The 25,197-nt window shown below is 51.8% G+C and carries 26 protein-coding genes; 2 read left to right on the plus strand and 24 right to left on the minus strand.

Annotation, left to right across the window (positions count from 1 at the left end):
• Positions 1-208: hypothetical protein (locus tag BLP78_RS15815; protein ID WP_218118980.1), on the plus strand; the 208-nt coding region annotated here is incomplete at its 5' end.
• 149 nt (positions 209-357) lie between these two features.
• Here BLP78_RS15815 and BLP78_RS12740 read toward each other — a convergent pair.
• The 4 genes from BLP78_RS12740 to BLP78_RS12755 all read right to left on the minus strand — a co-directional run bounded on the left by BLP78_RS12740 (position 358) and on the right by BLP78_RS12755 (position 4,419).
• Positions 358-1,308 carry a hypothetical protein gene (locus tag BLP78_RS12740; RefSeq protein ID WP_090459746.1) on the minus strand — a complete coding sequence of 317 codons (951 nt, stop codon included), beginning with the start codon at positions 1,306-1,308 and terminating at the stop codon, positions 358-360.
• Between the two features lie 96 nt (positions 1,309-1,404).
• Positions 1,405-1,986, minus strand: coding sequence for an acyltransferase (locus BLP78_RS12745; protein ID WP_090459749.1), 582 nt, complete (start codon positions 1,984-1,986; stop codon positions 1,405-1,407).
• 200 nt (positions 1,987-2,186) lie between these two features.
• Positions 2,187-3,299, minus strand: a complete 1,113-nt coding sequence (locus BLP78_RS12750; RefSeq protein ID WP_090459751.1) for a DegT/DnrJ/EryC1/StrS family aminotransferase — start codon at positions 3,297-3,299, stop codon at positions 2,187-2,189.
• A gap of 340 nt (positions 3,300-3,639) precedes the next feature.
• A complete protein-coding gene (locus BLP78_RS12755) occupies positions 3,640-4,419 on the minus strand; it encodes a class I SAM-dependent methyltransferase (protein WP_090459752.1) in 780 nt (259 codons plus the stop codon).
• A 693-nt stretch (positions 4,420-5,112) separates the two neighbouring features.
• Between BLP78_RS12755 and BLP78_RS12760 the strand changes: the two genes are divergently transcribed.
• Positions 5,113-5,571 carry a hypothetical protein gene (locus BLP78_RS12760; protein ID WP_090459754.1) on the plus strand — a complete coding sequence of 153 codons (459 nt, stop codon included), beginning with the start codon at positions 5,113-5,115 and terminating at the stop codon, positions 5,569-5,571.
• A 294-nt stretch (positions 5,572-5,865) separates the two neighbouring features.
• On the opposite strand, the gene BLP78_RS12765 is transcribed toward BLP78_RS12760, so the two are convergent.
• The 20 genes from BLP78_RS12765 to BLP78_RS12860 form a co-directional block, all read right to left on the minus strand.
• Positions 5,866-10,851, minus strand: a complete 4,986-nt coding sequence (locus BLP78_RS12765; protein ID WP_090459755.1) for a DEAD/DEAH box helicase — start codon at positions 10,849-10,851, stop codon at positions 5,866-5,868.
• Between the two features lie 682 nt (positions 10,852-11,533).
• Positions 11,534-12,283, minus strand: coding sequence for a hypothetical protein (locus BLP78_RS12770; RefSeq protein ID WP_090459757.1), 750 nt, complete (start codon positions 12,281-12,283; stop codon positions 11,534-11,536).
• Complete coding sequence (locus BLP78_RS12775) at positions 12,276-13,400, minus strand: hypothetical protein (RefSeq protein WP_090459759.1); 1,125 nt, start codon at positions 13,398-13,400, stop codon at positions 12,276-12,278. Before BLP78_RS12775 ends, BLP78_RS12770 begins: the two co-directional genes overlap by 8 nt.
• The gene (locus BLP78_RS12780) at positions 13,393-14,004 is read right to left on the minus strand and encodes a GNAT family N-acetyltransferase (RefSeq protein WP_090459761.1); all 612 of its coding nucleotides are present in this window, start codon (positions 14,002-14,004) and stop codon (positions 13,393-13,395) included. Before BLP78_RS12780 ends, BLP78_RS12775 begins: the two co-directional genes overlap by 8 nt.
• Positions 14,004-15,527, minus strand: coding sequence for a hypothetical protein (locus BLP78_RS12785; RefSeq protein ID WP_090459764.1), 1,524 nt, complete (start codon positions 15,525-15,527; stop codon positions 14,004-14,006). The genes BLP78_RS12780 and BLP78_RS12785 overlap by 1 nt, the downstream gene beginning before the upstream one ends.
• 11 nt (positions 15,528-15,538) lie before the next feature.
• On the minus strand, positions 15,539-15,976 hold the full coding sequence (locus BLP78_RS12790) for a hypothetical protein (RefSeq protein WP_090459766.1): 438 nt from the start codon (positions 15,974-15,976) through the stop codon (positions 15,539-15,541).
• 55 nt (positions 15,977-16,031) lie between these two features.
• Positions 16,032-16,415 (minus strand): hypothetical protein, encoded by a 384-nt coding sequence (locus tag BLP78_RS12795; protein ID WP_090459768.1) that lies wholly within the window; start codon positions 16,413-16,415, stop codon positions 16,032-16,034.
• Between the two features lie 181 nt (positions 16,416-16,596).
• Complete coding sequence (locus tag BLP78_RS12800; RefSeq protein ID WP_090459770.1) at positions 16,597-18,633, minus strand: hypothetical protein; 2,037 nt, start codon at positions 18,631-18,633, stop codon at positions 16,597-16,599.
• A 12-nt stretch (positions 18,634-18,645) separates the two neighbouring features.
• Positions 18,646-19,185, minus strand: a complete 540-nt coding sequence (locus BLP78_RS12805) for a glycoside hydrolase family protein (protein ID WP_090459772.1) — start codon at positions 19,183-19,185, stop codon at positions 18,646-18,648.
• Positions 19,186-19,234: 49 nt separating this feature from the next.
• Positions 19,235-19,498 (minus strand): hypothetical protein, encoded by a 264-nt coding sequence (locus tag BLP78_RS12810; protein ID WP_090459775.1) that lies wholly within the window; start codon positions 19,496-19,498, stop codon positions 19,235-19,237.
• Positions 19,495-19,812, minus strand: coding sequence for a hypothetical protein (locus BLP78_RS12815; protein ID WP_256330272.1), 318 nt, complete (start codon positions 19,810-19,812; stop codon positions 19,495-19,497). The genes BLP78_RS12810 and BLP78_RS12815 overlap by 4 nt, the downstream gene beginning before the upstream one ends.
• On the minus strand, positions 19,797-19,976 hold the full coding sequence (locus BLP78_RS12820) for a hypothetical protein (protein WP_090459777.1): 180 nt from the start codon (positions 19,974-19,976) through the stop codon (positions 19,797-19,799). Before BLP78_RS12820 ends, BLP78_RS12815 begins: the two co-directional genes overlap by 16 nt.
• 169 nt (positions 19,977-20,145) lie before the next feature.
• Positions 20,146-20,391 carry a hypothetical protein gene (locus BLP78_RS12825; protein WP_090459779.1) on the minus strand — a complete coding sequence of 82 codons (246 nt, stop codon included), beginning with the start codon at positions 20,389-20,391 and terminating at the stop codon, positions 20,146-20,148.
• An 85-nt stretch (positions 20,392-20,476) separates the two neighbouring features.
• Complete coding sequence (locus BLP78_RS12830) at positions 20,477-20,824, minus strand: hypothetical protein (RefSeq protein ID WP_176752865.1); 348 nt, start codon at positions 20,822-20,824, stop codon at positions 20,477-20,479.
• Positions 20,824-21,729: a hypothetical protein gene (locus tag BLP78_RS12835; protein WP_090459781.1), complete on the minus strand. Its 906-nt coding sequence runs from the start codon at positions 21,727-21,729 to the stop codon at positions 20,824-20,826. Before BLP78_RS12835 ends, BLP78_RS12830 begins: the two co-directional genes overlap by 1 nt.
• A gap of 164 nt (positions 21,730-21,893) precedes the next feature.
• The gene (locus BLP78_RS12840) at positions 21,894-22,535 is read right to left on the minus strand and encodes a phage adaptor protein (RefSeq protein WP_090459783.1); all 642 of its coding nucleotides are present in this window, start codon (positions 22,533-22,535) and stop codon (positions 21,894-21,896) included.
• Positions 22,532-22,864: a DUF6682 family protein gene (locus tag BLP78_RS12845; RefSeq protein WP_090459784.1), complete on the minus strand. Its 333-nt coding sequence runs from the start codon at positions 22,862-22,864 to the stop codon at positions 22,532-22,534. Before BLP78_RS12845 ends, BLP78_RS12840 begins: the two co-directional genes overlap by 4 nt.
• A 10-nt stretch (positions 22,865-22,874) precedes the next feature.
• Positions 22,875-23,240, minus strand: coding sequence for a hypothetical protein (locus BLP78_RS12850; RefSeq protein WP_090459840.1), 366 nt, complete (start codon positions 23,238-23,240; stop codon positions 22,875-22,877).
• 79 nt (positions 23,241-23,319) lie between these two features.
• Complete coding sequence (locus BLP78_RS12855) at positions 23,320-23,766, minus strand: hypothetical protein (RefSeq protein ID WP_090459786.1); 447 nt, start codon at positions 23,764-23,766, stop codon at positions 23,320-23,322.
• A 154-nt stretch (positions 23,767-23,920) separates the two neighbouring features.
• Positions 23,921-25,192, minus strand: coding sequence for a phage capsid family protein (locus tag BLP78_RS12860; protein ID WP_090459788.1), 1,272 nt, complete (start codon positions 25,190-25,192; stop codon positions 23,921-23,923).
• Between the last annotated feature and the right edge of the window lie 5 nt (positions 25,193-25,197).

Raw genomic sequence — 25,197 nt, forward strand, 5'->3', positions numbered from 1 at the left:
TTGGGCAACATCACCCCAGCCGAATTTGCAGCCCACCATCAATTTACAACCCCGGATTCTACTGCACCGTGTAGCTAATTACTGGGAGCAGGTCAAGATTGATGTATTACGGCCAAGGATCATAGAAGAATTCAAAGAAAAAAAACGTAGAATAAAAGCGGGCATTAATCGATTTGCAAGCGTGTTGGGGTGGAAAAAATTGTTATAAGCGTGGCTATTTCTATGAGTTTTGTTTACCGACAAAGATGTGTTGGTTTCTCAGTTACGTTTATTGCTATGAATTTAATGAATAGCTGAATTATTACGAATCGTACCTGAGAGGTCACTCAACCTTCAGATCATGTATGACCCCCTACATCAAAGTCCCAGTATGTGCTGACACCTGATACTTACTGAATGTTCAGGCCGACATACATCTAGTATCTCCTCTTGCGTTTTTTGACTGTGTTTTTCCACGTTGATGCTCTCACGAACCTCAAGAATGATTCTTGCAGCTTCTTCTATGTCTAATGGCAGATCAAACACCGTTTCGAGATTCTTGCCAGTTTGAAAAGTATCATGCCAGAAGAGGATAGCGCCAGTCAGTCCGGCTTCAAGTAAGGATGCAGTGTATTTGCCATCAATATAAATAGGATCTTTAATATCTCTCGCCACATGGATAAATGCGTCATACATGTGGTACTTTTTAATGACCTCCTCATGCATTACGTAACCTGGTCCAGGCGGCATGTTAAAAAAATTCTTGGTTGTAAGTTTCTTTACCAAATGGTTAATACGCTTTTTCCACTTAAAGCCTAGCTGATTACTAATTGCTTCTCGGGATGGGAATACTTCATTCCGCAACCCCGTTTTTTTCATTATGGATTGGCTGCGCTGCCAGTCTTTTTGAGGTGAATCATGAGATATATGTAAGAGAGATTCAATTTCCTTTCTATATTTAGAGAACCCAACTAAAGAAGTATTTAAGCTGAAGGGGCATATGCAAATATTCTTGAGATCACCATAAGCAATCTCGAGGGGCCCAGGGTTAATAAAAAATGAATCGTAATATTCAATTAGAATACCTCGAATTTCATTTCTTAATTCCAAGTTATAAACAGGATTACTACCAAAGCCTGGAAGTATATATGCGAATCTTTTACTCGCTGGCAACCGAGCGCCACTGTGTATTACGTCAGGGCCAAACGAAAGAACGATTGCATCTTGAGACGGAGAATCAACCAGATCAAAATATTGTCTGAAATGTTCGCGCTCCCATGCTACGAAATGGTGAGCTTGCTTTAAATGAAGAAAAAGTTTTGGTTTCAAGTCTGTGAAGCAGAACTCACGATAAACGTTTGTGAGACAATTTCCTAGCTCTAACCTATCAGAGATAGACTATATTAATAGCAATAATAATAGCATCTACCTTCTCCCCGTATCTCCTTGCTCCAAGTAAAAAGCTTTCTCCAAGTCGAGCAGGTTCCGTTTGCGCATCTTTATTTCACGAAGAGGATTACCCCCATAGATACGAAAAGCATTGCAATCGCTCTTTACTAGACTAAGCGCACCTATTGCCGCACCTTCGCCAAGCGTTACACCGGGCAAAATAACGCTCCCGCTTCCAATGATCACGTGCTTATTCATAAAGACATCTGCGTGCGTAACGCTAGTGTAGCGACTTGGTAATACTGGACTCGTCATCGCGAAACCAGAGTAATCGTCATTGCTGGAGTACACGGAGACCCGAGAGGAAATATTGCAAAAGTCACGTAATGTAATTTTTCCTGCACCGATTAAAGAAGAAAAAACCCCGATGTGAATATAGCTGCCTATATTGATGCCTCCAATGCCAGCGGATAATACACAGAAATCGTCGATACGAACATTGTTTCCGAATGAAATTCTAGAAGGGTTATAAAAAGAGGCGCGGTCAGAAATGCATAAATTTTTTCCAACGGAGGCAAAACCGATTTTCTCGATAGACTCGGGAGATAGCGTTCCCATTAAGCGTTCCTCTTCAGAATCATTACTGCTTAAAAGCGTTAACGTAATCTAATGATTTTCAAATATATCCGTCGAAAGTATGTAAGAAATGTCATATAAAGCACCCTGCCGCAAGCAGCAGGGTATTAACTGCGCTCTTACAATTCGCTGGCTTTCAGCCAACTTTCGCCCCAAGGAGCGGGAAATCAAACCCGCAGAGATTAAAATTCTCGAATTGATTTGATAATGCAAAGCTGCTCTTGATGGCTCAGAGCTGGATATATTGGTAAACACAGTACTTTGGTAGTCACATCAGAAGCAACTGGCAGATTGCTGCGCTGTGCCGAAGCCAAGCCTCTATACATCGGAAAATCTGAAATCAATGGGTAAAAATAGCGACGAGAGTAGATCCCCTCATCTTTAAGTTTTTGGTATAGATCATCCCGAGCAATAGGGTATTCCGATTGCACAAGTATCGGAAAATAAGAGTAATTGGGCATTATTTCGCCTGTGTCAGGAAGGCATTGAATACCGCGTAAACCGGCTAGTTGTTCGCGATAGAGGGTATCAATTTCCTTACGGCGAGCCCAGGCACGATCCATGTGCTGAAGCTGCAATAATCCGAAAGCGGCATTAATTTCGCTCATTTTGCCGTTAATGCCTGGAGCCACAACAGTTACCTCATCCACGATACCAAAATTTTTGAGGTTATCAATATGATGTTTTATTTGTGCATTTGGACAAACAATCGCACCACCTTCGAACGTATTAAAGACTTTAGTTGCGTGGAAACTAAGGACTGATAAGTCACCATGGCGAAGAATACTGCCACGTGTATCTTTTACCCCAAAAGCATGAGCTGCATCGTAAATTATCTTAAGATTATAGTTATTTGCAATTTTTTGAATTGCTTCAACATCACATGGATGCCCATAACAATGGACCGGCACTATCGCAGTGGTTTGCGGCGTTATAGCTGCTTCAATCTTAGCCGGATCAAGATTAAACGTTCTCGGATCGATATCAACAAAAACAGGTTTAATCCCATTCCACAATAACGAGTGTGCCGTAGCTACAAAAGAATATGGTGTGGTGATAACCTCACCCGTAATGCGTAATGCTTGCAGGGCTGTTACCAAAGCAATCGTTCCATTGGTAAACAGTGCAATATGTTCCAACCCAAGGTATTCACATAGTGCGCTTTCAAGTTGCTGGTGAAACGGTCCACAATTGGTGAGAATTTTGTTATCCCAAATTTTTTGGAGATAAGGAATAAACTCTTCTAGTGGAGGTAATAAGGGTTGAGTGACGAAAACGTTATTTTTTTCATTCATGGCAAGGTTCGTTTGTAGAGCTGTCTCTATTAAATCGGACTAAAGGTATCGCATGAGAAGCCTATCACCTGCAAGTGCATGAAATGTTGTCAGGTTCGGCCACCCGATTAAGTAAGCCCGGTCTGTATTTGATTACATTTTGATGGATACTATTCATGGGGTTACTTCTTTGCGCTTGCGCCCTCAATTTGATAAAGATTTTGTACCTCTTCAAGCTGGATAACCCCGTCTGTGGCAAGACCCACTGGGTTAAATCGGAATTACTTATTGATGGCAAAACCACGCGGTGTTGATGGTGGTTTCATTTTTTTGCGATAGTGCAGCTATATTTTTCATACAATCAGATTTGCTTGTTGACTATGTAAAGAATACTTGTTCGCGTTAGTCCTAGCAAACCGAAAACTTCTTCCCCGAAATAGTTCTCACCGAGCTCTTCGATAAGAAAATTGTGACTTCGTATTTTTTTTACGTAGTCATCGTGAGCATAAAGCCTTACGTGATCATTCTGACCATAAAATTTCCAACGGTCGGCCTCCTCCGTAATGCTGGGATCTTCCAACGTCTTTTTTAGACCCATAATAATAGGAGCAATAAGAATTCCGCAGCCACCCGGTTTGGTGATTCTGTGTAACTCTTTAATGGCCCGATCATCATTCTCTACGTGCTCCAAGACATGACTACATAAGAAAACGTCAAAATATTTGTCATCAAATGGCATATCCATAATATCGACTTTGTAATCGACATCATTGCGTAATAGATCTGCTGTTTTATAGTCGAATTGACTCAACTCCTTGAGCTTTCTTGACAAGGCGGCTTCAGGCGCAAAGTGAATTACACGTGCGCACTTAGGGAAGAGATTCTTCTTGATTTGTTGATCGATCCATAATGCATACAAACGCTCACGATCAGATGCGCCACACTTAGGACATGCATAGGCTCGAAGTGAAAGCATCTCCGCATTTTCTAAATGCTTAAAACCATAATGGAGTGCATTTTTAAGATAGAATTTCGGAAGGGGCGAGAACGTGGTTTGTTTACTGTCGCATACAGGACACCAATAAGACTGTTGGGTAAGCTTTGGCGCACTCCAAATGCCTCGAAGCAATTTTGCTAACAAAATTTAGCCTTAACTTTATTTATCGCGAAAGCTTTGGTCCAAACACGAGCGACTTGGCTATCGTTGAGTGATTTCGAAAGCGAGATTTTAGCACCGCCTTCTCCATATCGATAGACTAGCCCCATTCAAGCGGACGCAGACGCCAATATTAATAGAAGAAAGACACGCTAATTGCCGACGTTGCTTGGGAGCGATAGCTAGATGTAACGACCTGCATTTGAAACTGCCCCAGCCAGCATTCAGTGCGAATTTGAGCAAATGATGTCTGTTATTTTCCATTGCGTGAGTTGACCCATAAAGGCTCAAACTCTCCTGATTAAGATAAGCAAGTAGATCGGGCATACTTCGAAATACCCATACTCAGAAATTGGTGTACTTAAGTCCAATTGTTTACTCAACAGTAAAATTCGAAGATAGAAGCTGGGAATATCAAACGATTCAAGCCTGCCTATCGACAAAGCCAATGGAGTCATTATGAGACACATCGGCACTACACTTCCCTGTCTCGCAACATTTTCTCTTGCCCATGCCGGTACGGCCCTCTTCAAGAGTGAGAGGATCAGTGGTATGAACAAAATCTGTCTTTACGACCACCTCGGAAGTGAAGTTGCAATAACAATAAACGCAACGTCACTGTGCCCACTGAACATTGAAGTGTAATGAGCCTTCGATTTCTTGAAAGGCAGAAAGCGATTGAGCAAATCAGACCGCGTCACTGAAGACCCATTTGAGGACTTCGATCTAATCTTTGATTTTCCATGGGCGGTCGACTCCTTCGCGGAGTTGAAGCGGTTTGTCCGCGTAGTACACCAGTTCATGCCTCACGCAACCGATCAACAAACTGTGCGGATTCGCGCCCGCATCAAAGCAGAAACCGATCCGGTAGCAATGGGCGAATTCGAAGGTGAGCTTGAGGCAATCATGCACGACGCCTCGACTGTTCTACCACGCCTAGTGTGGGGCGGGGTTCTCGTGTCGGTGTACGCTGCATTCGAATACGGTGTTCACCAAATCCTTGAACATTGGCAGATCACTGTTGGCCATCCAACACCATTTATGCAGAAACCAGGACAGATTTCCTTATTTCGGCAGAAGCATACGCCAAGGAGCACATCCATGTCTCACTGTTCGAACACACGTCTCAACGATTAAAGCTCTCTGAACTCAAGAACCTTCGCAACTCCTTTGTGCATCGCGGGGGCCAAGTATCGACACTGCCACGCAAACTCGTAACCGCAATCGAACAGAAAATTCACGTAGGCATCAGTCTCGAAGTCGTTGATGGTCAGTGGATCGCAAATGCTCGCTCTGCCGCCTTCTATCTCTCAGCGAGCGAGGAAGCCATTCACTCTTTTGGTAGCTTAGTACTGGAGAGATGTCTGATTAACCCTTTAAGTTAAATTGCTTACGATGCTCGCTTTCCGTGGGCTCAGGCATGCGCCACGGTTACTGAATGGCGATTATTTCAGCTACCTCATCCGTCGAGCATGTGGCTGCTTCACCTGCTTTCTTCAGCAGGCCCGGCACGGCTTGATTTCCGATAATGTCCAGCTTCGGCAGTGCCTTTACAATTTTTATCGTTTCAAGGCTGACGGTGATCACGCGCAAGAACAATTCCAGGGGATAGCGCGGGTTGTTCATTGTGTCGATAGCCCAGTCGTTGGCGTCATTGACGATGCCGCTGTCTTTGTGTGTGCTTACGCACTGGCGCTCGACTACCCAGTCTAAGGCAGGTTTACCATTGACCACATACTCGTAGGCTTCCAGCGGAATGCCGGTAATGGTGATTTTGCTGTTGTAGTGCAACGTGGTCAGATCCTTCTTTGCGCCGCACTTCATCTTCCGGACACGGTAATCTTCGTCGTCTGCACCGCCGCCGGTGACGGTGGCGGGATACATGGCGACTGTTTCGTAGTTCAGGTGCAGATCGGCCAGGGCACGGCCCGCTTTAGTGAACGCCCAATAATCAACAGCGGTTCTGACGCAAGGGATACGGGGAAGTTCTTTGGACAGATTGTCGGCGTACTTGTCCCGATATTCTTCTGAGTGCAGCAGGCCGTAGATGTAGTAGAAAATGTCTTCTTTGCTGATCTGCTCACCGGGGTAGGCGGCCAGGAAGTGAGCCAGGCCTTCATCGGTCACGGCGTCACGGCGCTGGCGTCGCGCTTGCGCGGCGACAGGCATATCAAATAGGTTTTTCGATTGCGAAGCAGTGGCTGAGGTGGCCTCTTCGTCGTAAAGATACAGGGGAAAACATTGGCTATCGCCGTTGCAATGAAGATCGGGCAAAACATTACTTATTATCGCAAGACAGCCGTTCCCATCGAAGTTGCTGTTCACTTGAATCACCAAGTTTTCTGCCGCAGCATCTGGGAAAATTCGCGGCATCTGCAATACCATCTCATTGAAGGTACGATTGAAATACATCCATTGCTTGGTAAAAGGTCGATATAGGCTCGAAGTAAGGCAGTCCGCATCTAGACGAAACTCTCGGTCTTTGGCTAACTCTTGCTTCAATGCCCGCGTCCAACTAATTTTTGTCCTATTCGTGTCGATGAACGCATCTATTTGTTCACCACGAGCTTTTCTATCTAACCCTACGTGAGCGGCGTTAAAGCGCGCAAGCTCTTCATTGTAGAAAGCGATCATGCGCGTCATGTTGGCTTCCACATCACTTTTTGCCGCGTTATAGCACCAGGCATCACGATTTGTGGCTACCCCCAAAGAGAAGTTGCTAAACAACTTCAGCCCACTCCCCTTTTTGTCGCCCAACACTATGAACTCGTCAAAGCTGTCATCTCGCTGATTAAGCCAATCACCATGCTCATCAGGAACGATGGTTTGCCAGCCGCCTGCGCTGGTGATACCCGAGATGCTGGCGTACTCGCTGATTTTCTCCAGCTTTTCAGCCTGGCTCAGATAGTCGCCTATATCATAGAAATGAATCAGCCCACTTTCCCTGGCATTAGGGTTCTTGACCAATAACGAGATGGCAATCGGTGCGCGGCTGCCACTACCAAAAATCTTGCCCCCTTCTTTACGTGACAGCTCACCAGATGTACGTTGATTCCCCCGCAAATGAAATACATAAATGCTGCTGAATTCCTCGGTCAGGCACTGACGTAACCCATCAGCGGTATTAGCCTCGACAAATCCAGCATTAGTTACAAAGCCGATTACACCACTGTTCCCCACACGGTCGCTTGCCCATCGTATCGCACGAATATAACTGTCATACAGCCCTTTAGATAAAGCAGCTTTTGAATATGCCACATAGGTACTCTCAATACGTTCATCCAAATGCGGATAGGCTACGTTGGCATTATTGTCGTTCGCGCTCGTCTGTCCCGCCGAATACGGCGGATTGCCCATAATCACGCGAATATCCAGATTCTTCTGGCGCTTGCGCCGCTCGCTGTTGTCCACCAGCAGTTTGCTGACCAGATCCTCCTTTTCGTACATTTCGAAGGTATCGGTCAGGCAAATGCCTTCAAAGGGTACGTAGTCGCCACCCACGATATCGTGGTACACGGCCTCAATGTTGATTGCGGCGATGTAATAGGCCAGCAATACCAATTCATTGGCGTGGATCTGGCTTTTGTATTTGTGCTTTAGCTGCTCTGTTGTCATCAAGCCGCTTTGCAGCAGACGGGTAATGAAAGTACCGGTGCCGGTAAAGGGGTCTAGGATATGTACGCCATCGCTGCCCAAGGTCTGCCCGAACTCAGTTTTCAGAACATCGTTCACGCTGTGGATGATGAAGTCCACTACCTCCACCGGCGTATACACAATTCCCAGGCGTTCTGTCATGCGTGGAAAAGCATTACGGAAGAACTTGTCGTACAGCTCGACCACGATCTTTTGCTTGCCTGCCGCGTTGTCGATTCCTTCAGCACGCATTGCCACGCTTTCGTAAAAGCGTTGCAACGTGTCGGCTTCCTTGTTCAGATGGTGCTCATGCAAAGCATCCAGCACGCCTTGCATCGCCTGCGACATGGGGTTGTGTCGGGTAAAGCTGTAGCTCTCAAACAGCGCGTCGAACACGGGCCTCGTAATCAAATGCTGGGCCAGCATTTCGATGATTTCGGCGTCAGAGATACTGTCGTTCAGGTCATCGCGCAGTTCCGCCGCGAAAGCATTGAAGGCGTCCCGTTCACGCGTATTGGCGGACTCTTCGATAATGGCGGTGATACGGTCAATATGCGTGCGGGCGATCTTGGCAATGTCGTTAGCCCAGTCTTCCCAGTGGTGGCGGTTGCCCACTTTCTGAACCAGCTTGGCGTAGATGGCGCGCTCGATCTCACCGATTTCAAATTGCAGGTCTGCTTGCGCCTTGCTCGCATCCATTCCGGGTGCGTCGCCCAAGGCATAAACGCCTTTACCCGTTCGTGCCTTGGTCTCGCCTTTGCTGCGCTCCTGCTTCTTTTGAATTTTATCGGTGATAGCAATGATTTCCATCTTTTTAACATCTTTGCCGATCAGGTCCAGTTTGTTGACCATGGCATCAAACTGGTCATCGTGTGAGCGCAATGCCTGCAACACTTGCCAGACCACTTTATAGGTCTGGTTATCGTTCAGCGCTTCATGCGCTTCCATGCCGGCGGGGATTACCACCGGCAAAATCACATAGCCGCGCTTTTTGCCGGGTGCGTTACGCATGACACGGCCCACGGACTGCACCACATCCACCTGGGAGTTGCGAGGTGTCAAGAACAGCACCGCATCCAGCGCCGGTACATCCACACCTTCCGACAAGCAGCGCACATTGCTCAGGATGCGGCAGGTATTCCGGAGCGCATCGGCTTTCAGCCAGTTGAGCTTTTCTTCCTTCTGGCTGGCATTCATGCTGCCGTCCACGTGTGCCGCCTCGCAGGTTAATGTCGCCGCTGTCTCGAACTCTTCCGTCTCCTGGTAGGCTTCCACCACAGCCTGGAACATGCCTGCAATATTCTTTGAGCTGACCTTGTGAGTCCTGCCTTTGTTGCTCACCTCGATCACCTGGCAAAATGCCACCGCACGCTGCATAGGCGAAGTGTCTTCAGCCAGATCTGCCCCCAAGCCCTGTTTAGATAAAGCCTTCCAGCAACCGATGATCTTTGCGGCATCATCCACCTTCAACTGGTTGTTCCCGTCAGCCAGCAGGCTTTGCAGGCGGCGGTTGACGTGGGCTTCCTCAACCGCTAGGACAATTACCTTGTAATCGACCAGCAGGCCGCGCTTGACCGCCTCGGAAAAAGTGATGACAAATAGCTCTTTCCCATAGTGGGTTTGGTTATCCATGGAATACAGCGCGACATTGTCCTGCTCAGCACTGGCTTTGGCGATATCGCCATAGATGCGCGGCGTGGCGGTCATGTACACGCGTTTGGACGAACGAATGAAGTCAGCGCTATGCACGCGCACAAAAGCACTTTCTTCCTGCCCGTCAAAAATAGCGCCGGTGGTGCGATGCGCCTCATCACAGACGATCAAATCGAAATCATCCAGGTTGAACTGCTTTTGTGCTTGGCTGATGACATCAATGGATTGGTAAGTACTGAACACCACGCTCATGTGCTGGACATCTTGGCGTTTGGCTATCTCACCGGCTAGCCGTGCCGGTTCCGTGGTGGCTGGGTAGCGTAGCTCGTGGGTAAAAGTTTGCACGACGTCGTCGTCTACCTTGCGCTTCTTGCCCACATCACTATCGGAGCAAACGGCAAAGCTGTGTAGCGGTATGTCACTTTCTTGCGTCCACTCCGTCAGTGTTTGCGACAGCAGTGACAGGCTGGGCACCAGAAACAAAACACGGCCACCTGCACCCGCAAGCGTTTCGGCAATCTTCAGGCTGGTAAAAGTCTTACCCGTGCCACAGGCCATAATCAACTTGCCGCGTTCGGCGGTTTTTAAACCTAGGACCACGGCCTCTAGGGCACTCTTCTGGTGTGTGCGTAATGTCTTTTTGACCTGGAATATCGGAGTTTGGCCTGGCTGGTATCTGGTCCAATCGATCTGGCTGGTTTCCAGATCGTACAGGTCGATTTTGCTGACCGGTGGATTCTGGTCTTGCAGCGCATCTTCGGCGTGCACGCTCCAGTTGGATGTTGTGCTGACAATGACCCGGTGCTTGAACGTGCTTTTGCCTGAGGCGGTAAAAAAGCTATCGATATCGCTTTTCTGGACGCGATAGTCTTCGGCGTAGAATTTGCATTGAATGGCGTGCAGCTCATAGGTGCCGTGCGTCTTCGCAACCAGGTCGATGCCGGCATCGCGTTTGTCGATGCCCTGCAGCTTCGCCCACTGCGCATACGTCCATACGTCGCTGTACAGGTCACGGTAGGTAGCCTCGTGACGCAGGTAGCAGACGATCAGTTCTTCAAAGTACGTGCCTTTTTCGCGCTCGGATACGGCAGCGTTGCGATAGGTGTTCAGCAGGGTCGTCAGTGCGGACATAATATAAGGCTCGCTGAGCGGCTTGAAATAAATTGGGCTATCTTACGACAGCAGAGCCAGATTTTCGCATAGGCATGCCGACGACGGATCAATAAAGAAACGTTGCGACTAGGGTTCTGCCTGATAAGTCCGTTCCAGCACGCAGCTGGAACTCTTGTTGCAGATAGCGCGATTCTGTCTACCCGGCCAGAACATCAGGCAGAGTAAGGCTTCAGACAAAATCGCCCCGCCAGAGAATTGATCGATCGAACGGTTGGGTTTTATAGTTGATAAAATATGGTATCAACAGTAAACGAACTACGAATGAGGCTCGCCTTGCGGAAAAGTCGAGTGCTCATCAAAAGGAAATTTTGCTTTAACAAACTCTACGATAGCGGCTCCGATGGGTTTTCCGAGTTCCTGCGTCAACGAATTTGCCATCCCTTCAAAAGCATCGTCGATTATGCGCCATCCAGCCAACTTCTCAAGACAGTCGGGCTTACGATTATCCGTTGAATCCGAGCATCATGCACCGTTTAAAACGCGGCGCATGAGGGCATACCGCCCGGCCAACATCCTCAAGGTGTGGCCGCAGCGCAGTCCGATGATATGCCTGCGGCCCAAAGAGTTCAACCCGCGCATCATCGAACTTGCCACGCAACATTGCCACTAAGCGCTGGTGCTTGGTCAGTTGCAGTTAATTCTATTCTCCTATCCTTATCTTGAGAGAATTCTCGGGAAAAAACCTCCCAGTAAATTCTTTCAGGTTGACATCTTCTTCTCTTCCATCCTCAAATCTAAATTTCCATACATTTTTTTGGCTACTATTAGAACGCATGCGCACCGGATCATCCCTCAGGCGTACACTCCCTTTTTCCAAAATTTCCCTGGCGCCTTTCGCATCCCCGTTTAACAAGAAATGCAACGCATCAGGAATACGGCTTTTCTTGGCTGCGTAGACCTGGTTCATCCATGGCGTCATCTCTTCCAGAAGGCCATATTTCTCATAAATGCCTGCCATCCGCGTCAGCTCATCCGGGTCTTCCGGAAGATTGCTGGTCAGCATGCGCATGCCGATCATTTCATCGGATGACATCGTTGGCTGCGCCAACGGCTTGTTGATGCTGGAAAGCCCGGCAGCTCTTGTATCGACAACCATGGGCATCTGTGCCGATATCTCGCTCAGCCCCGGCGCTGCGGATTGCACCGGCTGAGTAGTTGGGGCCTGCTGATTATGCTGCCAACCGGCAACTATTTCATCGTTGGCGTTCCGCAGTCGGTTCCGCTTTTCGCTGTCGAAACCGACCTCTTTCAGTTTCGCCTGATGCAATTCTGTTTTGCGCAGACCGGATTTTTTCTGTTCGCTGATGTATTGCCGCCGCAAATTGATATCCTGCCCGGCGCCCAAACCTTTCGCGAGCCCGCCCGCAAATGCACCCAGTCCATTAATCATGCCCGATCTCCCCGTTTTTTTTATCGACAGCGCGGTTGCGCTTTACCATAGCCAGGCTTCCGCTATTGATTCGATGGATAAAATCCTCCCCTATCAGCGCTATGGCTTCCTTGTTCAATACTGCTTCGCCGTTGGATAAACGGATAGGCTTGATCCCTTCAATGCTTGCCAGGATTGAATCGCTCGTGGCGGTGCCCGGGCCTTTTATCATGCCGCCTTTCGCATAGCCTTTGCGCTTCAGCAATCCCGGGCCATAAGGGCTCCCATTCTTGATGATGCCGCCTTTGCGAAGCCCCGGGCCCATCATATAAGCGCCCCCCAGCGTTCCAACCAGGCTCCCCAATCCTTCCAGCGCGGCTGCCTTGTTTTGCTGCTGTTGCTGCCATGCGCCAAGCTGGCCCTGGTACTGATTCAGCATTGTGTTGCCCGCTGAGTTGTTTGCCCCGGTAGCTCCGCCGAACCAGCTCTGTGCCGCATTCAGGCCGGCATTATGCAGCCCCGCCTGGGTAGCAAGGTTTCCCGCGGCTGAGTTACCGGCGTTCAACGCGGCTGCATCGGTCGCTATCCCTGTGGTGGGCATATTGCGCCCGAATTGCGCCGTGCCTTGCCGCATGGCCATACCCTGCAGTTCGGTATCCCGGCGCGCCTTGTTCATGGCGCCTGCCGTATCCTTGGCCAACCCCAGGCTGGTTTCAAGGGCCAATGCCTGAAATCTGCCTGAATTCGGGTTGATGCCCATGCGCTCCATTGAGCGCTGGCTGGCGTCCCGCGCAGCCTGGTAACCGCGCACGACGTCGCCGCCCGCCTCTGCCGCCATCCGGTCTTTGCGTGCTTGCGAATCGAATTCATTGGCATCCTTGACCATGCGCTCCTCTATAGGCGCAAACAGATCGCGGTAAATCTGCCATTGCGACTCCGCCCTGGCGGCATTGGCATCGCCTGCTGCAATCTGCTGATCAACAATCTTTTGAATCAACGGGTCCTGCACACTGGCCCTATCCCTTTCCCACTCGAGTTGTTGTTTCGCCACATCAAGCTGTTGCTGCGCGATGTCGGCATTCTGCTTCGCTGTCTGGCCGATCAGCGGATCGGGTTTCGGCGGTTTAGAGCTACACATTTTCGACCTCCAGTATTTTATTCAATCCATTTTCCACATGGCGATAGCCGAGCAGACGGAAGAACCGCGCAGCCTTGTTGACCGTCTTCACGGTAATATTGATCTCACTGGCGCCGATGAGTCGCATCGCGTTTTCCACGTATGCCACAAAATACCGGGCAGCCCTCCCCTTGCGCGCTTCAGGCAGCAAATAGAGGGTGTCTTCCGTGGCGATGATGGTTTGCGTATGTGCGCTCTTATCCAGGTACATGGCACAGTTGCCCAATAATCTTCCTCCGTGTCTCAGGGTCAAAAGAACATACCGCCCGGCACGTTCATAACGGATGAAGGTTTCGTAATCCGGATTGAATGGCAGCCCATGCCGATGCGCCTCTGTTTCATCCCAATGCGCCCGGTGCAGCGGCTTTACCTCCTCGCCAATGTTCTCGATACGCTCCAGGGAAAATATGAAATCTTCATGTTTTTCAGGCTTGATCTGTTCAGTGACGCTTGCCGGTACCAGCGTTCCAATTCGGCTGGCTGCAACGCAAATATCCGCCGCCAACCCGGGCAGCAAGGGCAAGCCCATGTTTGCCTTGAGCAAAGCAATCAGTTCTGTATTCATCAGCTATCCAGTCTGGTAATGATGCGTTCCACCGCGTTGCGGACGTCATTGGTATAGGCATAGAGCGCCTCGCATTCCGTTCGGGTAGGCACGGCAGAAAATGTGAGCGCGCGAAACGCCGGCGGCATGATCCTGTTTCCCCGCCGCCCGGTCAGTAGCTCGATCATGGTTTTCAGCCATTCCGGCGTTCCAGCAGGTATGCCCGGCTTCTTGATGCGTAGCATTGGCGCCATACCGATACTCAGCGCAGCTTCGACGACAACCCCATCGCTGACGGCGCCTGTGCCGGCTTTGCTGCCTTGGCTGGGAAAGGAAACAATGAGCATATGCGCCTGCGTAATGATCGCGGCGACAGCGGCGTTTCCTTGAACCGCCGATTCCACTTTGAGCCCGCCGCTGTCGATATGTAGGACGCCAGTGGTGCTTTTGTTCTCCTGGGTAGGCGCAGTGGCAACGATGATGTGCGTTTGGGTTATCGTTGGCGCGGAGCATGCCTGCCCCTGCGTTTGCCCTGGCACGATCAACATCCGTGCCTGTGTTACCGCGCCGGTACTGGATGAATTAACCTGAGCATTCGATACAACGGCAAGAACCTGATTTTGGGTAATCGGCCCAGCACTTGATGTGCTGGCCTGGGCGACGGGTGCAACAACAAGAGCCTGATCCTGAATTAGCGGCCCGGCGCTGCCCATACCATTTTGCGTCGATGCGGATCCAACCAGCGCGTGATCCTGCGCTACTGCTCGCATGTCGCCGAAATTCGACTGAACTGGAGCTTCCGCAGTCAAATGATGTATCGCACCGCTGCTTTTCCACAGTTTTTTTGGGGAAACCTTGAATAGCTGCCACGGATTATCATGGAACGCCCTTGATTCAGCGTCGCCCCAGATTTTCTCGGTATGCCCGGCGATGAGTATTGTCCCGTCAAAATCCCAGGATGTTCCGCCGACATATCGCCCAAGGTTAAAATTCTTGTTTCCCGGTCCCCACGCAGCGGGCGCGCCAGGCCAGGTCAACCCGCTGTCTTTACCGTCGAGAAAAGCCCTGCACGTTGCCGCCGTGCCGCCCGACACAAGAACAAGGCTCCGGTTTCTGGTATTGAACCAGGATGGCAGCGTCCCGGTGCTGGGCGGACTGGAACCAATATGCACTTGCATGGCTGGATTGATCTGATGAGCGAACGCGACAGGAGACGATGCACCGAATAAAGCATGCCCATAGGTGTCGGCGGCCCCTACGGTGGGACACCAGATAAAGAAGGAGCCGACATTGCCGGTAATCTCCGGATACCCGGTATAACCGTAATAATCATCGACCCCGTCGAACCTGAATACGTGCCCCTTCTGACCCCTCGCTATTGCCGCATTACCGCCTGTAGACCATACCCGGCCTGTCGCGAGGTCAACGGGACCAGCGGCTGGATTCCACAGTATGCGTATACCCTTACCGAGCCCGGCGTAGTCGATCGGGGCAGCGTACTGTGGCTGCTTGTTAAGTCGGTTGGGGAGGATTATTACGGACATGTTTACGCGATCTAGGTGGAAAAGCCGGTAATGTCTGCCCGGTAAACGTTACCGGAACTGAGTGCCACGCCGGTATCGTTTTTTACGACCAACTTGAGATAACGTGTAACGGGCAGGCCTTGCAAGCTGAAGAATTTCCTGTGTATATTGGTATCGTTGCAGGGCATTGAACCGATCCAATGCAAGTCCGCTTCTTCTGTGGATGTTGTGCCGCTTTCCGGCCCGCTGCCAAAATTGGTATTGTCCAGCGATAGCTTTGCGAACAGGATGAGCTGCCTGTTGCCGGCAGGGGTTCCGTTCGGGTCGCATTCAATTTCCAAAGTAACGTCCAACGGAATAACGGAGCCCAGGTCAATTGCTGCCGAGGTTATATAGGTCGCGTTCGCCAATGTTCCCAAGTTGAGTACGGATGGGCTGCGAACGCCCTGAGTTTGTGTGAAGGTTGCCATGATCTGTTCCTCAAGAGTTTTTGGAAAACCTCGTCCAGCAGGCTGTGAACTGGTTTTAGGCAGGCTGTGAACTGGTATAAGTCAGGCTCGGGAAATTGATGGTATTCCCGCTGGTAATCACCTGGTCGCTGGTTTCATCCGTCACCAGCAAAACCTTGCTGACGCTATCGGTAAAAGCAATGTGCAGATCCGGCGCTGCGCCTGAGTTGGCGAAAGCCGCTCCGCTCTTGGCCGAAACACTCAAGACACGCGCGGCGCCATCGGCGCCGGTCAGCGCGTAGTCGCCAGAGGCCATGGTAACTTCACAAATCGCGTTTCCGGTTACTGTTGCGTAGCTGTCGGCCGGAATGTAGGTTTTGAGCAAAAGCATGCGGATTGCGCCATTTCTGATTGCATTGAGGCCACCATCCAGCACATCGGAATGAACATATTTTGCCACTCGATACTCCTTTTTCCATAAACAAAAAAACCGCCCAGATGAACTGAGCGAACTGGGCGGGTCACTTTTAATATGTCGGTTGCTTAGTTTTGATGGGTTGCGCTGCGTTCCACCCATCCTGCCCAGGACTACACTTGCGCCAAATCGAGAATGGTGTATAGGTATATTAAATAAATACTTGCTATGCCTGCTTTAACCCATCCATTGTCTCGGCCAGCACCACGCCGGTAACCTTCACATTGCCGGATAGCACAATCTCCACGTTATCGGATTTGTATCCGGCGGGAAGCCGAAAGGCGCGGCTGTTACGCACCTGTCTGGTGAATTTCAGTGCACCATCGGCCCATAGCTGAAATTGCAGGGAATCGATGGCCAGCGGCGGAATATCCTGCATGGCATCGCCGCCAATCTCATATTCGGCGAGACAGGAGTCGGCTAATCCGTCATTCATCATGCCGTTGGTAATCAATGCCTGGTTTGCTGCGATGGCCGCATCGTAGGAGCTCTGCGCGGATGCCGCCTCCATTTCCGGCATATCGAAGTCGGCGTCTATCTTCGCCGCTCCGTAATTGACGGGAGGCGCAGTGATGAATTTCCGGCTTTTCCACTCGTAAGTGAGTTTGGTCCCGGCATCGCCTTCCCATTCGTAGATTTTCCTGTCCACCGCCACATAGAGTTTGCCTGTGGCCGGGTCCGCCCATATTGCGGTGATATTCTGATTGACCTTGATAAAGGATGCGCTCTCGGCCTTGTCGATCACAAACATGAGCGAACTATCGTTAGCGGTATAACCTGCGTAATAGCGGTTATCGGCAGAGGTCCCGATGAATGTGGCAGGGTTCAGTTCCGCCCATTCTCTTTGCGTGAACAGATCTTTGGTAACGATGTCGCTATTCGCTCCAATCATTACCATGCCTTGCGGAGCGGGATAACCTATACCGAATGCAAAGCTCGCCACGCCGCGCTTCGCCATGCAGGGCCACGCAACGCCCAGCTTCTCCATGCCGCCGCCCATCGTTACCGGATCAACCCCGGTGATGGTAAATGGGTTGCCTTCGGTCATACCGACCAGTGTGGTGCCGGTAACGGCAATCGCGACGATGTCCTGATCGTAGGTCTGGCGGTAAGCGGTGGGCCAGGCATAGGGTTTGAATGGTTCCGAGAACAGGATTTCATTACCGGCGAAACCGGCGGCAACCCCGTTCGCAAGAATCGTAATACCCTTCATGTCCGCAGGCGGCATACTCCAGTTTGTGGAAGGCAACATTTCGCCCAGGGCAACTTCCTCATCGTGGGTTGAGTCCTCGTACGAGGCGGTAATTGCGGGTATCGTGACGACATAGTGATATGTCGTGCCGCCTGAAGTGGTGAGCGTGCGGTAAATACGCCTGGTCATGCCGCTCGTGTTGTGCCGCGCCGCCCGTACCCATGCCCCGCCGGTGGTGTAAACCTGTGTTGTCGAAAGCGATATCACGACCTTGCTGGTGGCCGGATCCACATGCACCAGCGCAAACTCGCCATTGAGATCCGTCATGCCCTCCACGGATGTGAACCTGATTTTCTCATGCGCCCGGAGCCCATACACCGTATCCAGCGTGATCTCTACCTGTCCCCCAAACGGTATATCCTTCACTGCGCCGGTTATTGCGCCCGTATTGGGCGGCGCGGCATCCATGCCTGACAACGCCCAGGTACCGTCATCCTTTCCGGTCGTTACCGGCGATGCCGGCGACGGCGCGGATTCTTCGCCCCATTGCGTGACAAAGGTATAAACGTAGGAACGGGTAACCGTCGGTCCCGCGCCACCGGCGGCCATGACAACAGGCGGGTTAAGCGGTTGCGCCACGCCCAGCACATAGCAGCCCGATGGGTAAGGACCAGCGCCCGCAGTCGCCATGTCATATTCCGATGCGCGCGGTTCACCATCGCCGGTATAGTAAAAGCGTCGCGATGTATTGCCGACGACAGGAGAACGGGCAACATCCACATCCTTGTCCCACGCCAGCCATTTTTCATTCCCACCCTTCTCCATACGAAACATCGAAACGATGTCGTTGGCGATGACCGGTGCAAATACCAAAAGCGGGCCGTTCCGCGGGCGTAAATCGCCACTTGTCAAATTACAGTTGGTCGCAACCTGAGCCTGGCTGGCACCAAGTAATTGCTTGGCCAGCCTTGGTACCAGTCCGGAAAATCCGGTGATTCTGAAAGCGCTCACTCTGGCAAAACCTCAATTTTGGGATAATGTTGCGTTTTGCCGACCTGATTTTTTTCCTTCGCATATTGCACGCTCTTCGGCCCGCCTCTTTACCAGGCCCGGCAATATTTTTCTGCCCGGTCCATACTTGAACGCCTCTATACGTGTGCATGCTTCCGCATATTTTTCCGCGTTGATCAAGTCGATCAGGTTAGGCGATTTTCCTGGCGAGGCTTTCCGGCAGAAGGTCGGGACGCCAATGCTATAAGCCAGCCTGACGAACGCCTCGTACTCATACTGGTACAGCGGTACGGTCACGCAGCGTTTTACACCGGCGGCATAGACGCCCTCGATCTCGTCAAGCAACCGCACCAGTGACCGCACCGGCGTGGTCCGGTCGCCCATCCTGACCCCGGCAGTCGTGCCGTATCCGATAGTCGGCACATCGCCGGGCACGGGAATATATGCCTCATCCTTGTAGCCTTCATGCACGGCGATCCCCACGAGCGTGGACGCCGTAAGCACCAGTACAGCCATTGCAGACCGGACTTGCGCGGTGGATGGTTTAATCATTTCTCGATCCCTCGGATTTTTACTACACTCTTGCCGATTGCGCCGGATGTCATTTCGCATTTTCCGTAATGCAGTCGAGCTTCGCCTTTATCGTCTCTTTCATGTCGCCCGCATCCAGGGTGGCGCAGGACGCGATTTCGGATGAGGATGAGGGTGAAGACGATATCCTGGGTTTCGGCTTGCGCGCCCCCGTCCAGTTTTCCGGCTCGGGATGAATGACGGACGCGGTCTCTTCGATCACCTGATGTTCCGCCGGCAGTGGCGCCAGCATGGTACATGACGCCAGAAACAGGGCTCCAAGCGGATATCTCATTGCTTCCTCCCGCGTGCCCACTGGTCAATGATCCGGTCGAGCTTTTCGTTGAATTCTTTCATCGTTTCCCGTTGCTCGATCCGTACCGATTTGAGCTCTTCGCTCAGGCGCTCATTGGTTCTTTCCTGATAGAGTTCTCCCCGCTTCAAGCTTGCGATATCGTTTTGCACCGCGTTGTATGTCGCGACGCCCGACGCGAGTAGACCCGCTACCGCAATAATCCCGCTAAAGGATAATGTAGAGGTGGACGGCCCGCGCCGTCGCTCGATCTTGTGATCGCTGTCGTCATCCGCCATGATCAGGACAGGATCCATAAGATTGCAACTGCAAGCAGGGCGGCGCCCAACAGTACGGCTGCCGTCCATTTGGATGCCTTCAGTTTATCGAGCAGTTTGTCAGCGCTTGCGTCGACCGCCGCATTCTGCTTTTCCAGTTCTTCCTTGATGATTCTGATGCGCTTGCGCTGGAACATGGTCATGGTGGATTCTCCAAAAAAATAAATCTGAACAAACAGGCAAAGTGGTCCAGGTGATCCGAAGCGGTCAAAGTGCTTCTATGCAGGTGAGGAGCAAAAAAAAACGCGGCAAAGCCGCGTCATATCCGATGAATCTGATCAACTGAATCTGATCAATTGCGTTACGGGTGAGTTATGCGTCTTCGCCCACCGGGTAATCCGCTCTCACTACATCGACAGCGGCCTGATAGGCTGCATTGATGCGTGCCAGCACCGGCATTTTCGTTTGGTTGCCTGAAGGCGGAGCAGGTGGCATGGATGATTGCGACTGAGCGGTAGTCCATCGCTCTATAAAAGGCTTGAAATCCGTTATGCTGTCCAGGACCGTGTTTGCAGCACCGTCATACTCTATATGCCCGCTTGTGCCATTCCACTGCACGGCACGTATGCCTGCGGTAGCGCCGACAAATCAACCGGCTTAAATATTCCGGCAACTCCGACGACTCCGTCGTCTCGAATAATTGTTACTCGCATATGTCTGCTTGCTCCAATGATTTGATGCCCGGTTTCCTGTTCGCCGATTGCGCCGCTACCAGCAGCACCTGCTGTGTCTGCGCTCCCTGCTTCACCATTTCGTTGCGAAACGATTCGGTGGCCGCCACACCTTTGCGCGATTCATTGGCCGCATTGATCGTCAGGGTGGGAAGCCATGCAATGGCGCAGCCCCAGGTGTCGCTTTCCTGTCCGGTATTCGTGTCAACGCCGCGAATCTGCACATACCAGGGGCAACGGTACAGGATCGGTTTCCCGTCTTCGATTTTGAGCTCTTCGCACTTCGCCCCCAGAGGGCAATCGGAAACCCTGGTTTCCATCAGTCTCTACTCGCTATGATCATGTCGATATATTGCACGGCCAGGTTGATGGCTGTGCCAGTAAAAGTGTGATTGTGAGAGCCTCCGCCTCCGGTATATTCTGTATATCCCATCGTATCTGGCTTATTACCATCTTGCGGGTCATAGTCTGGACGAGGTGACCCGGAAGAACCATTCCCAATATAAATAGCGTGTCGGTGAGGCGGTATCTGCGCCTCAGTAAGAGTGGTGGCACTGTTCGATCCGTTAACTGCTTGCGGCGCGAAGGCGGTCGTAAATGTGACTGAACCGCCAGAGTTCCCGCCGAGGCCGCTGACTATCCGTATGGCCTTATTGTCATGTGTGGTTATTTGCGTCCAGCCAACGGGGGCGACGGGCTGAAAAAATGGCATGACCGTGCCGGATGGGATAAGCGCGCCAATCGCGGCGGGGATACCCAATGTTGCCCGTGCCGTCGCCGCCTCTGCATCATCCAGCAATGTTCGGGCAAACGGGCTCAGGTCAGCCAGTGCCGCCGTACCCGCCCCCGTGAAATACGGCAACTTGTCGGCGGATGCGGTCAACCCGCCCAGTGCGATAAGATTTACGTTTGCAAGTGACTCTTGCAGGGCAACGTTGGTCACGCTGGCCAGAAAATAATCACCGGCCGCCCAGGTTCTTGCGGCGGTGCCGTCGAGCCCACGTCCGCCCACGGAGATCGTAAGGCTATCTGCGCTGCGCGCCTCGACCTTCACGATTTCCCGATTGCCCGAGGCGTCCTTGAAAACGCCATAAAAATAATCGCTGACGCCGAGCACCGGGAAGAGAATCCCTTTCCCGGGCTCAACCGTGAAGCTCAACCCTGCTGTCCCGCTTGGGGCGGAACTGACTATAGCCTTGCCGAAATTCGAGAACTTGAGTCCCATGCTTTACCCTTATTATTTAAGCCAGCCTTCAATCGGGGCCTTAAATGTTTTTCCCTGAAAGTAGAAAATCCGGGCGTCTTCATGTCATTTGCATAATCGGAAATCCGATTCATTTCCCCAAAAACGAGAATCCACCGGTTCCCTTATATCCACCACTTCCCTTATTATTTGACGGCTTGTTCTATGCCCCTGGCCATGATCCTGGTTTGCAACCGCGCGCGCGTATAACCTCTCGCCACCCGCTGGCCTGCCGCTGCTGTCTTTACCGCGAATTGCTGCTGATGGTATTGAGCAAGTTGGGTGCTTGAGTACGGCTTCTTGGGCGACAGCATCAACCGCACCAGTGCGCCGTGGACAATCGCTTCGCGGTATTCGTTGAATTGCCCATCAACTATCCCCGTGCTGACCGGTGAAGGTTTGAAAGCAACGGTCATCGACAGCGTACCGGGCGCGCTAGGTGCCGGCACAAACGTCAAGGAAGCGGCGCCGGCAAGAATGTATGCCGGAATACCCTTCCGCCCGTGCCGGTTTATGCTGCCCATACCCGGTTTATCTGGATACAATGCGATTTCTTCTCCATCCAGTGCCGCATGGATAATTGTATGTACAACTGCATCCGCCGGTGGGGTAAAAGCATATTCCGCCGTGCCCGCCACTACCGGAACATCAGGATGCGTTCCTTGCCACGCAAGAGATTGCTCGCAAAACGCAATAGCGGATTGGCGCAACGCACTATCGGCAGCAGCGGATGGGCAACCGGGCACGTCCGGCATCATCAAATCGTAGAAATCACGCCACAGTTTCATGATTGCGCCTCGGCGCTGAATAGTTGGGCGAACACCGCCGCCCGACCGGAACTGGCGTGCTCGTCATCAGTCATTTCCGTTCTGGCCGTGACGTAATCCGCAACAGTTTGCACATACGCGGCAGATACTGGAAAGACATCGCTCAACATCCTCTCCCCATCCGGCAGGCTGGCGAACTGCCCCACGAACAAGTCAGGCCGGCGCTTGAGGACTTGTAGCACTGCCTGGTTGGCTAATGACAGCAACGTAGCATCTGAATACCTGGCTTTATCTTCATCATTGAGCGGTATGCGCGCCAGATCGACAACCGATTGGTAGGTGAAAGTCATCCGTCATTCCTCAGTCGGCCATTTCATGTCTGGAGAATAAGGCGATGACCTTGTGTCGCACCGTTTCTTCACTCTGACGCTTGCCCAGCCGTTCGTTATAGTGACGTTCGGCATACTCGATCAGCGCATTTTTATCCATGGCATGGAAGTCGATGACGGGTAGCGGCTCTTCCACCGCTTGTGGCTGCTCAGTGAGCCCGATGCGTTCATTGCTTCCGTTCGCTTCACCGGCAATCTCCCAGGTATCGGTAAAGACAAGAAGGCGTTCGGCCACCTCAGCGGTGACACTACGAACCTGCCCCGGCTGCCAGTTCAATCCGACACCGTTGATGCTGTCTGTCTTAACTGTAGCGGCAATGTATTTCAGATGCGGCATGTAATGCTCCATAAAAAAGGCGGCCACCTCACGGTAGCCGCCCAAAATCACGCCCTTGCTCCCTACTGCTGCCTGATATCTACTTCACTCCTACTCCATCGCCCTTGACGATTGCCGTTACCTTGCCTGGAGCAAACGACGCCGCCGACGCGGTAAGCGTGATCGTCAGATATACCGGTTTCTCGAATTTGACCGGCTGGAACGCCAGTGAAGCGCGCCCGGCATTACGGAGCGCGGTATTGCCGGCAGACGTGAAGTACGCATCGCTCGCAGCAGGGCCGTCATCCGGGTAGACCGGCGCATAACCTGCCTTGAAGGCGATTGCAGGGGCGGCGTTGCTGTCCAGTTTGTCGTTCACGATGTCCACATCGGTTACCTCTATGCCTGCCGGAATAATCACCGGGCGGTAGATATCGCCGGCGGCCCCTGCGGCAGGCGCCACTGAACCCCAGGCAACAGCGGTGTTGCCATAGCCGCCCATATGCCGGGCTTTGCTGCTCAAATCTGCTGCACTAAAAGTAGCCATTCGTAACCCCTTTGTAATAATGATTGAAGCGGTGCCTTCATAAGGCCGGTATCACTGGAGAGCATCGTCGTTTCCGCGGAAATAGGAATTGGAGTTCTTCTCCAATCATTGGATACAGGTCTATGGCACCGCTTGCGCCAGTCGCGAGCCTGAGTTAGAGCGGTATCGCGGAATCGACCGCGATGACGCCGAAGTCTGTCGGCACTTTGGTACCCGTGCCATCATCGACCGAAAAGCGCACCTTGCTCTTTCCGCATACTTTTTCGCCCATGACTTCCAGGTTGCTTTCGAAGTTGTACCAATGCTCTTTCCAGCCGAACTGCATGCCGCTGACCTTGGTCTTGCCATAAGCGACGCCAAGTGCCTGAGCACCGAGCAACAACCCGCGCTCCACGGCGTAACCGGCGGTGAGGCCGCCGTTGACGGCCTGGCTGGTTTCGGTAGCGGTCAGCGCATTGCCGGCAGTAACGATACTGGTGTTCTCGCCGGGCATGAAGCGAATTGCCCGTTCATTCTTGATCACCAGTATGCCGTTCCACATGCCGACTTCACCGGCAAAAAGTGGATGACGGGTGTCCAGATAGGCCGAGCGATTCATTGCGTTCTGTTGGAATGCGCGTAACGAACCTTCGGTCAGCAGTACCGAGTACTGGTTCGGTGTGGCAAGGAATATCCACATTTTCGAGGTCTGCGCGGCGCGGTCACCTGGCAGCTTCACCGATTGCAAGGGCTGATCCATGTCGTCCAGGCGCTTGCGCAATACATCCAGGTGCGAGAGTTTCAGCATATCGGTGGAGACGATCGAGCCAAGCTGTTGACCGCCCGCTGCCAAATTTGCCCCATTAACCACGAAATGCCGGTTATAGGTCGGTGCTTTCACCGGGTTAACCATAATGTCGGCAAATTTGTTGCTGGTCTGAAGCGGTATCGTCCAGTCTGTTCCGGTTTGCGAGCCACGCGCGCCTGCCAGATGAACCAGCGACTCCTGGGTATCCAGCCGCGGAAAGTAGCCGGACAATTGCGCCAGGGCAATTTCGCGCAACTGGTGCTTGGTGCGTTGCTGTGACATGCTGCCACCGGCATCGATCACTTTGCTGGAAAGATTGATCTTGATTTCCATCGAAGAGAACGACAGGGGATCGCCCTTGCCCTCGCGGTTAACGTCGCCCATCAACGGCTCGCCGCTTACGGTATCGACCAGATCCAGCGAAACAATGTCGCCTGCGCTTTTCATCAGGTTGTCGATACGAACAATAGGCATTCCGGGCTCGGTTTGACCTGCAATCTTTTCCATAGCGGCGGATGGCTCCACGGGTCCGGACAGATTTTCGATCGATGAGGCCCCTTTCAGGGTGTTGGCGAAGAGTGCGGCGCTATAATGTTTTACAGCAACCGAGCTTCCGCTTGCTACGTTTGTTTCAGCCATTTCAT

The sequence above is a fragment of the Nitrosospira sp. Nsp1 genome, assembly GCF_900100985.1.
Taxonomy (GTDB): Bacteria; Pseudomonadota; Gammaproteobacteria; order Burkholderiales; family Nitrosomonadaceae; genus Nitrosospira.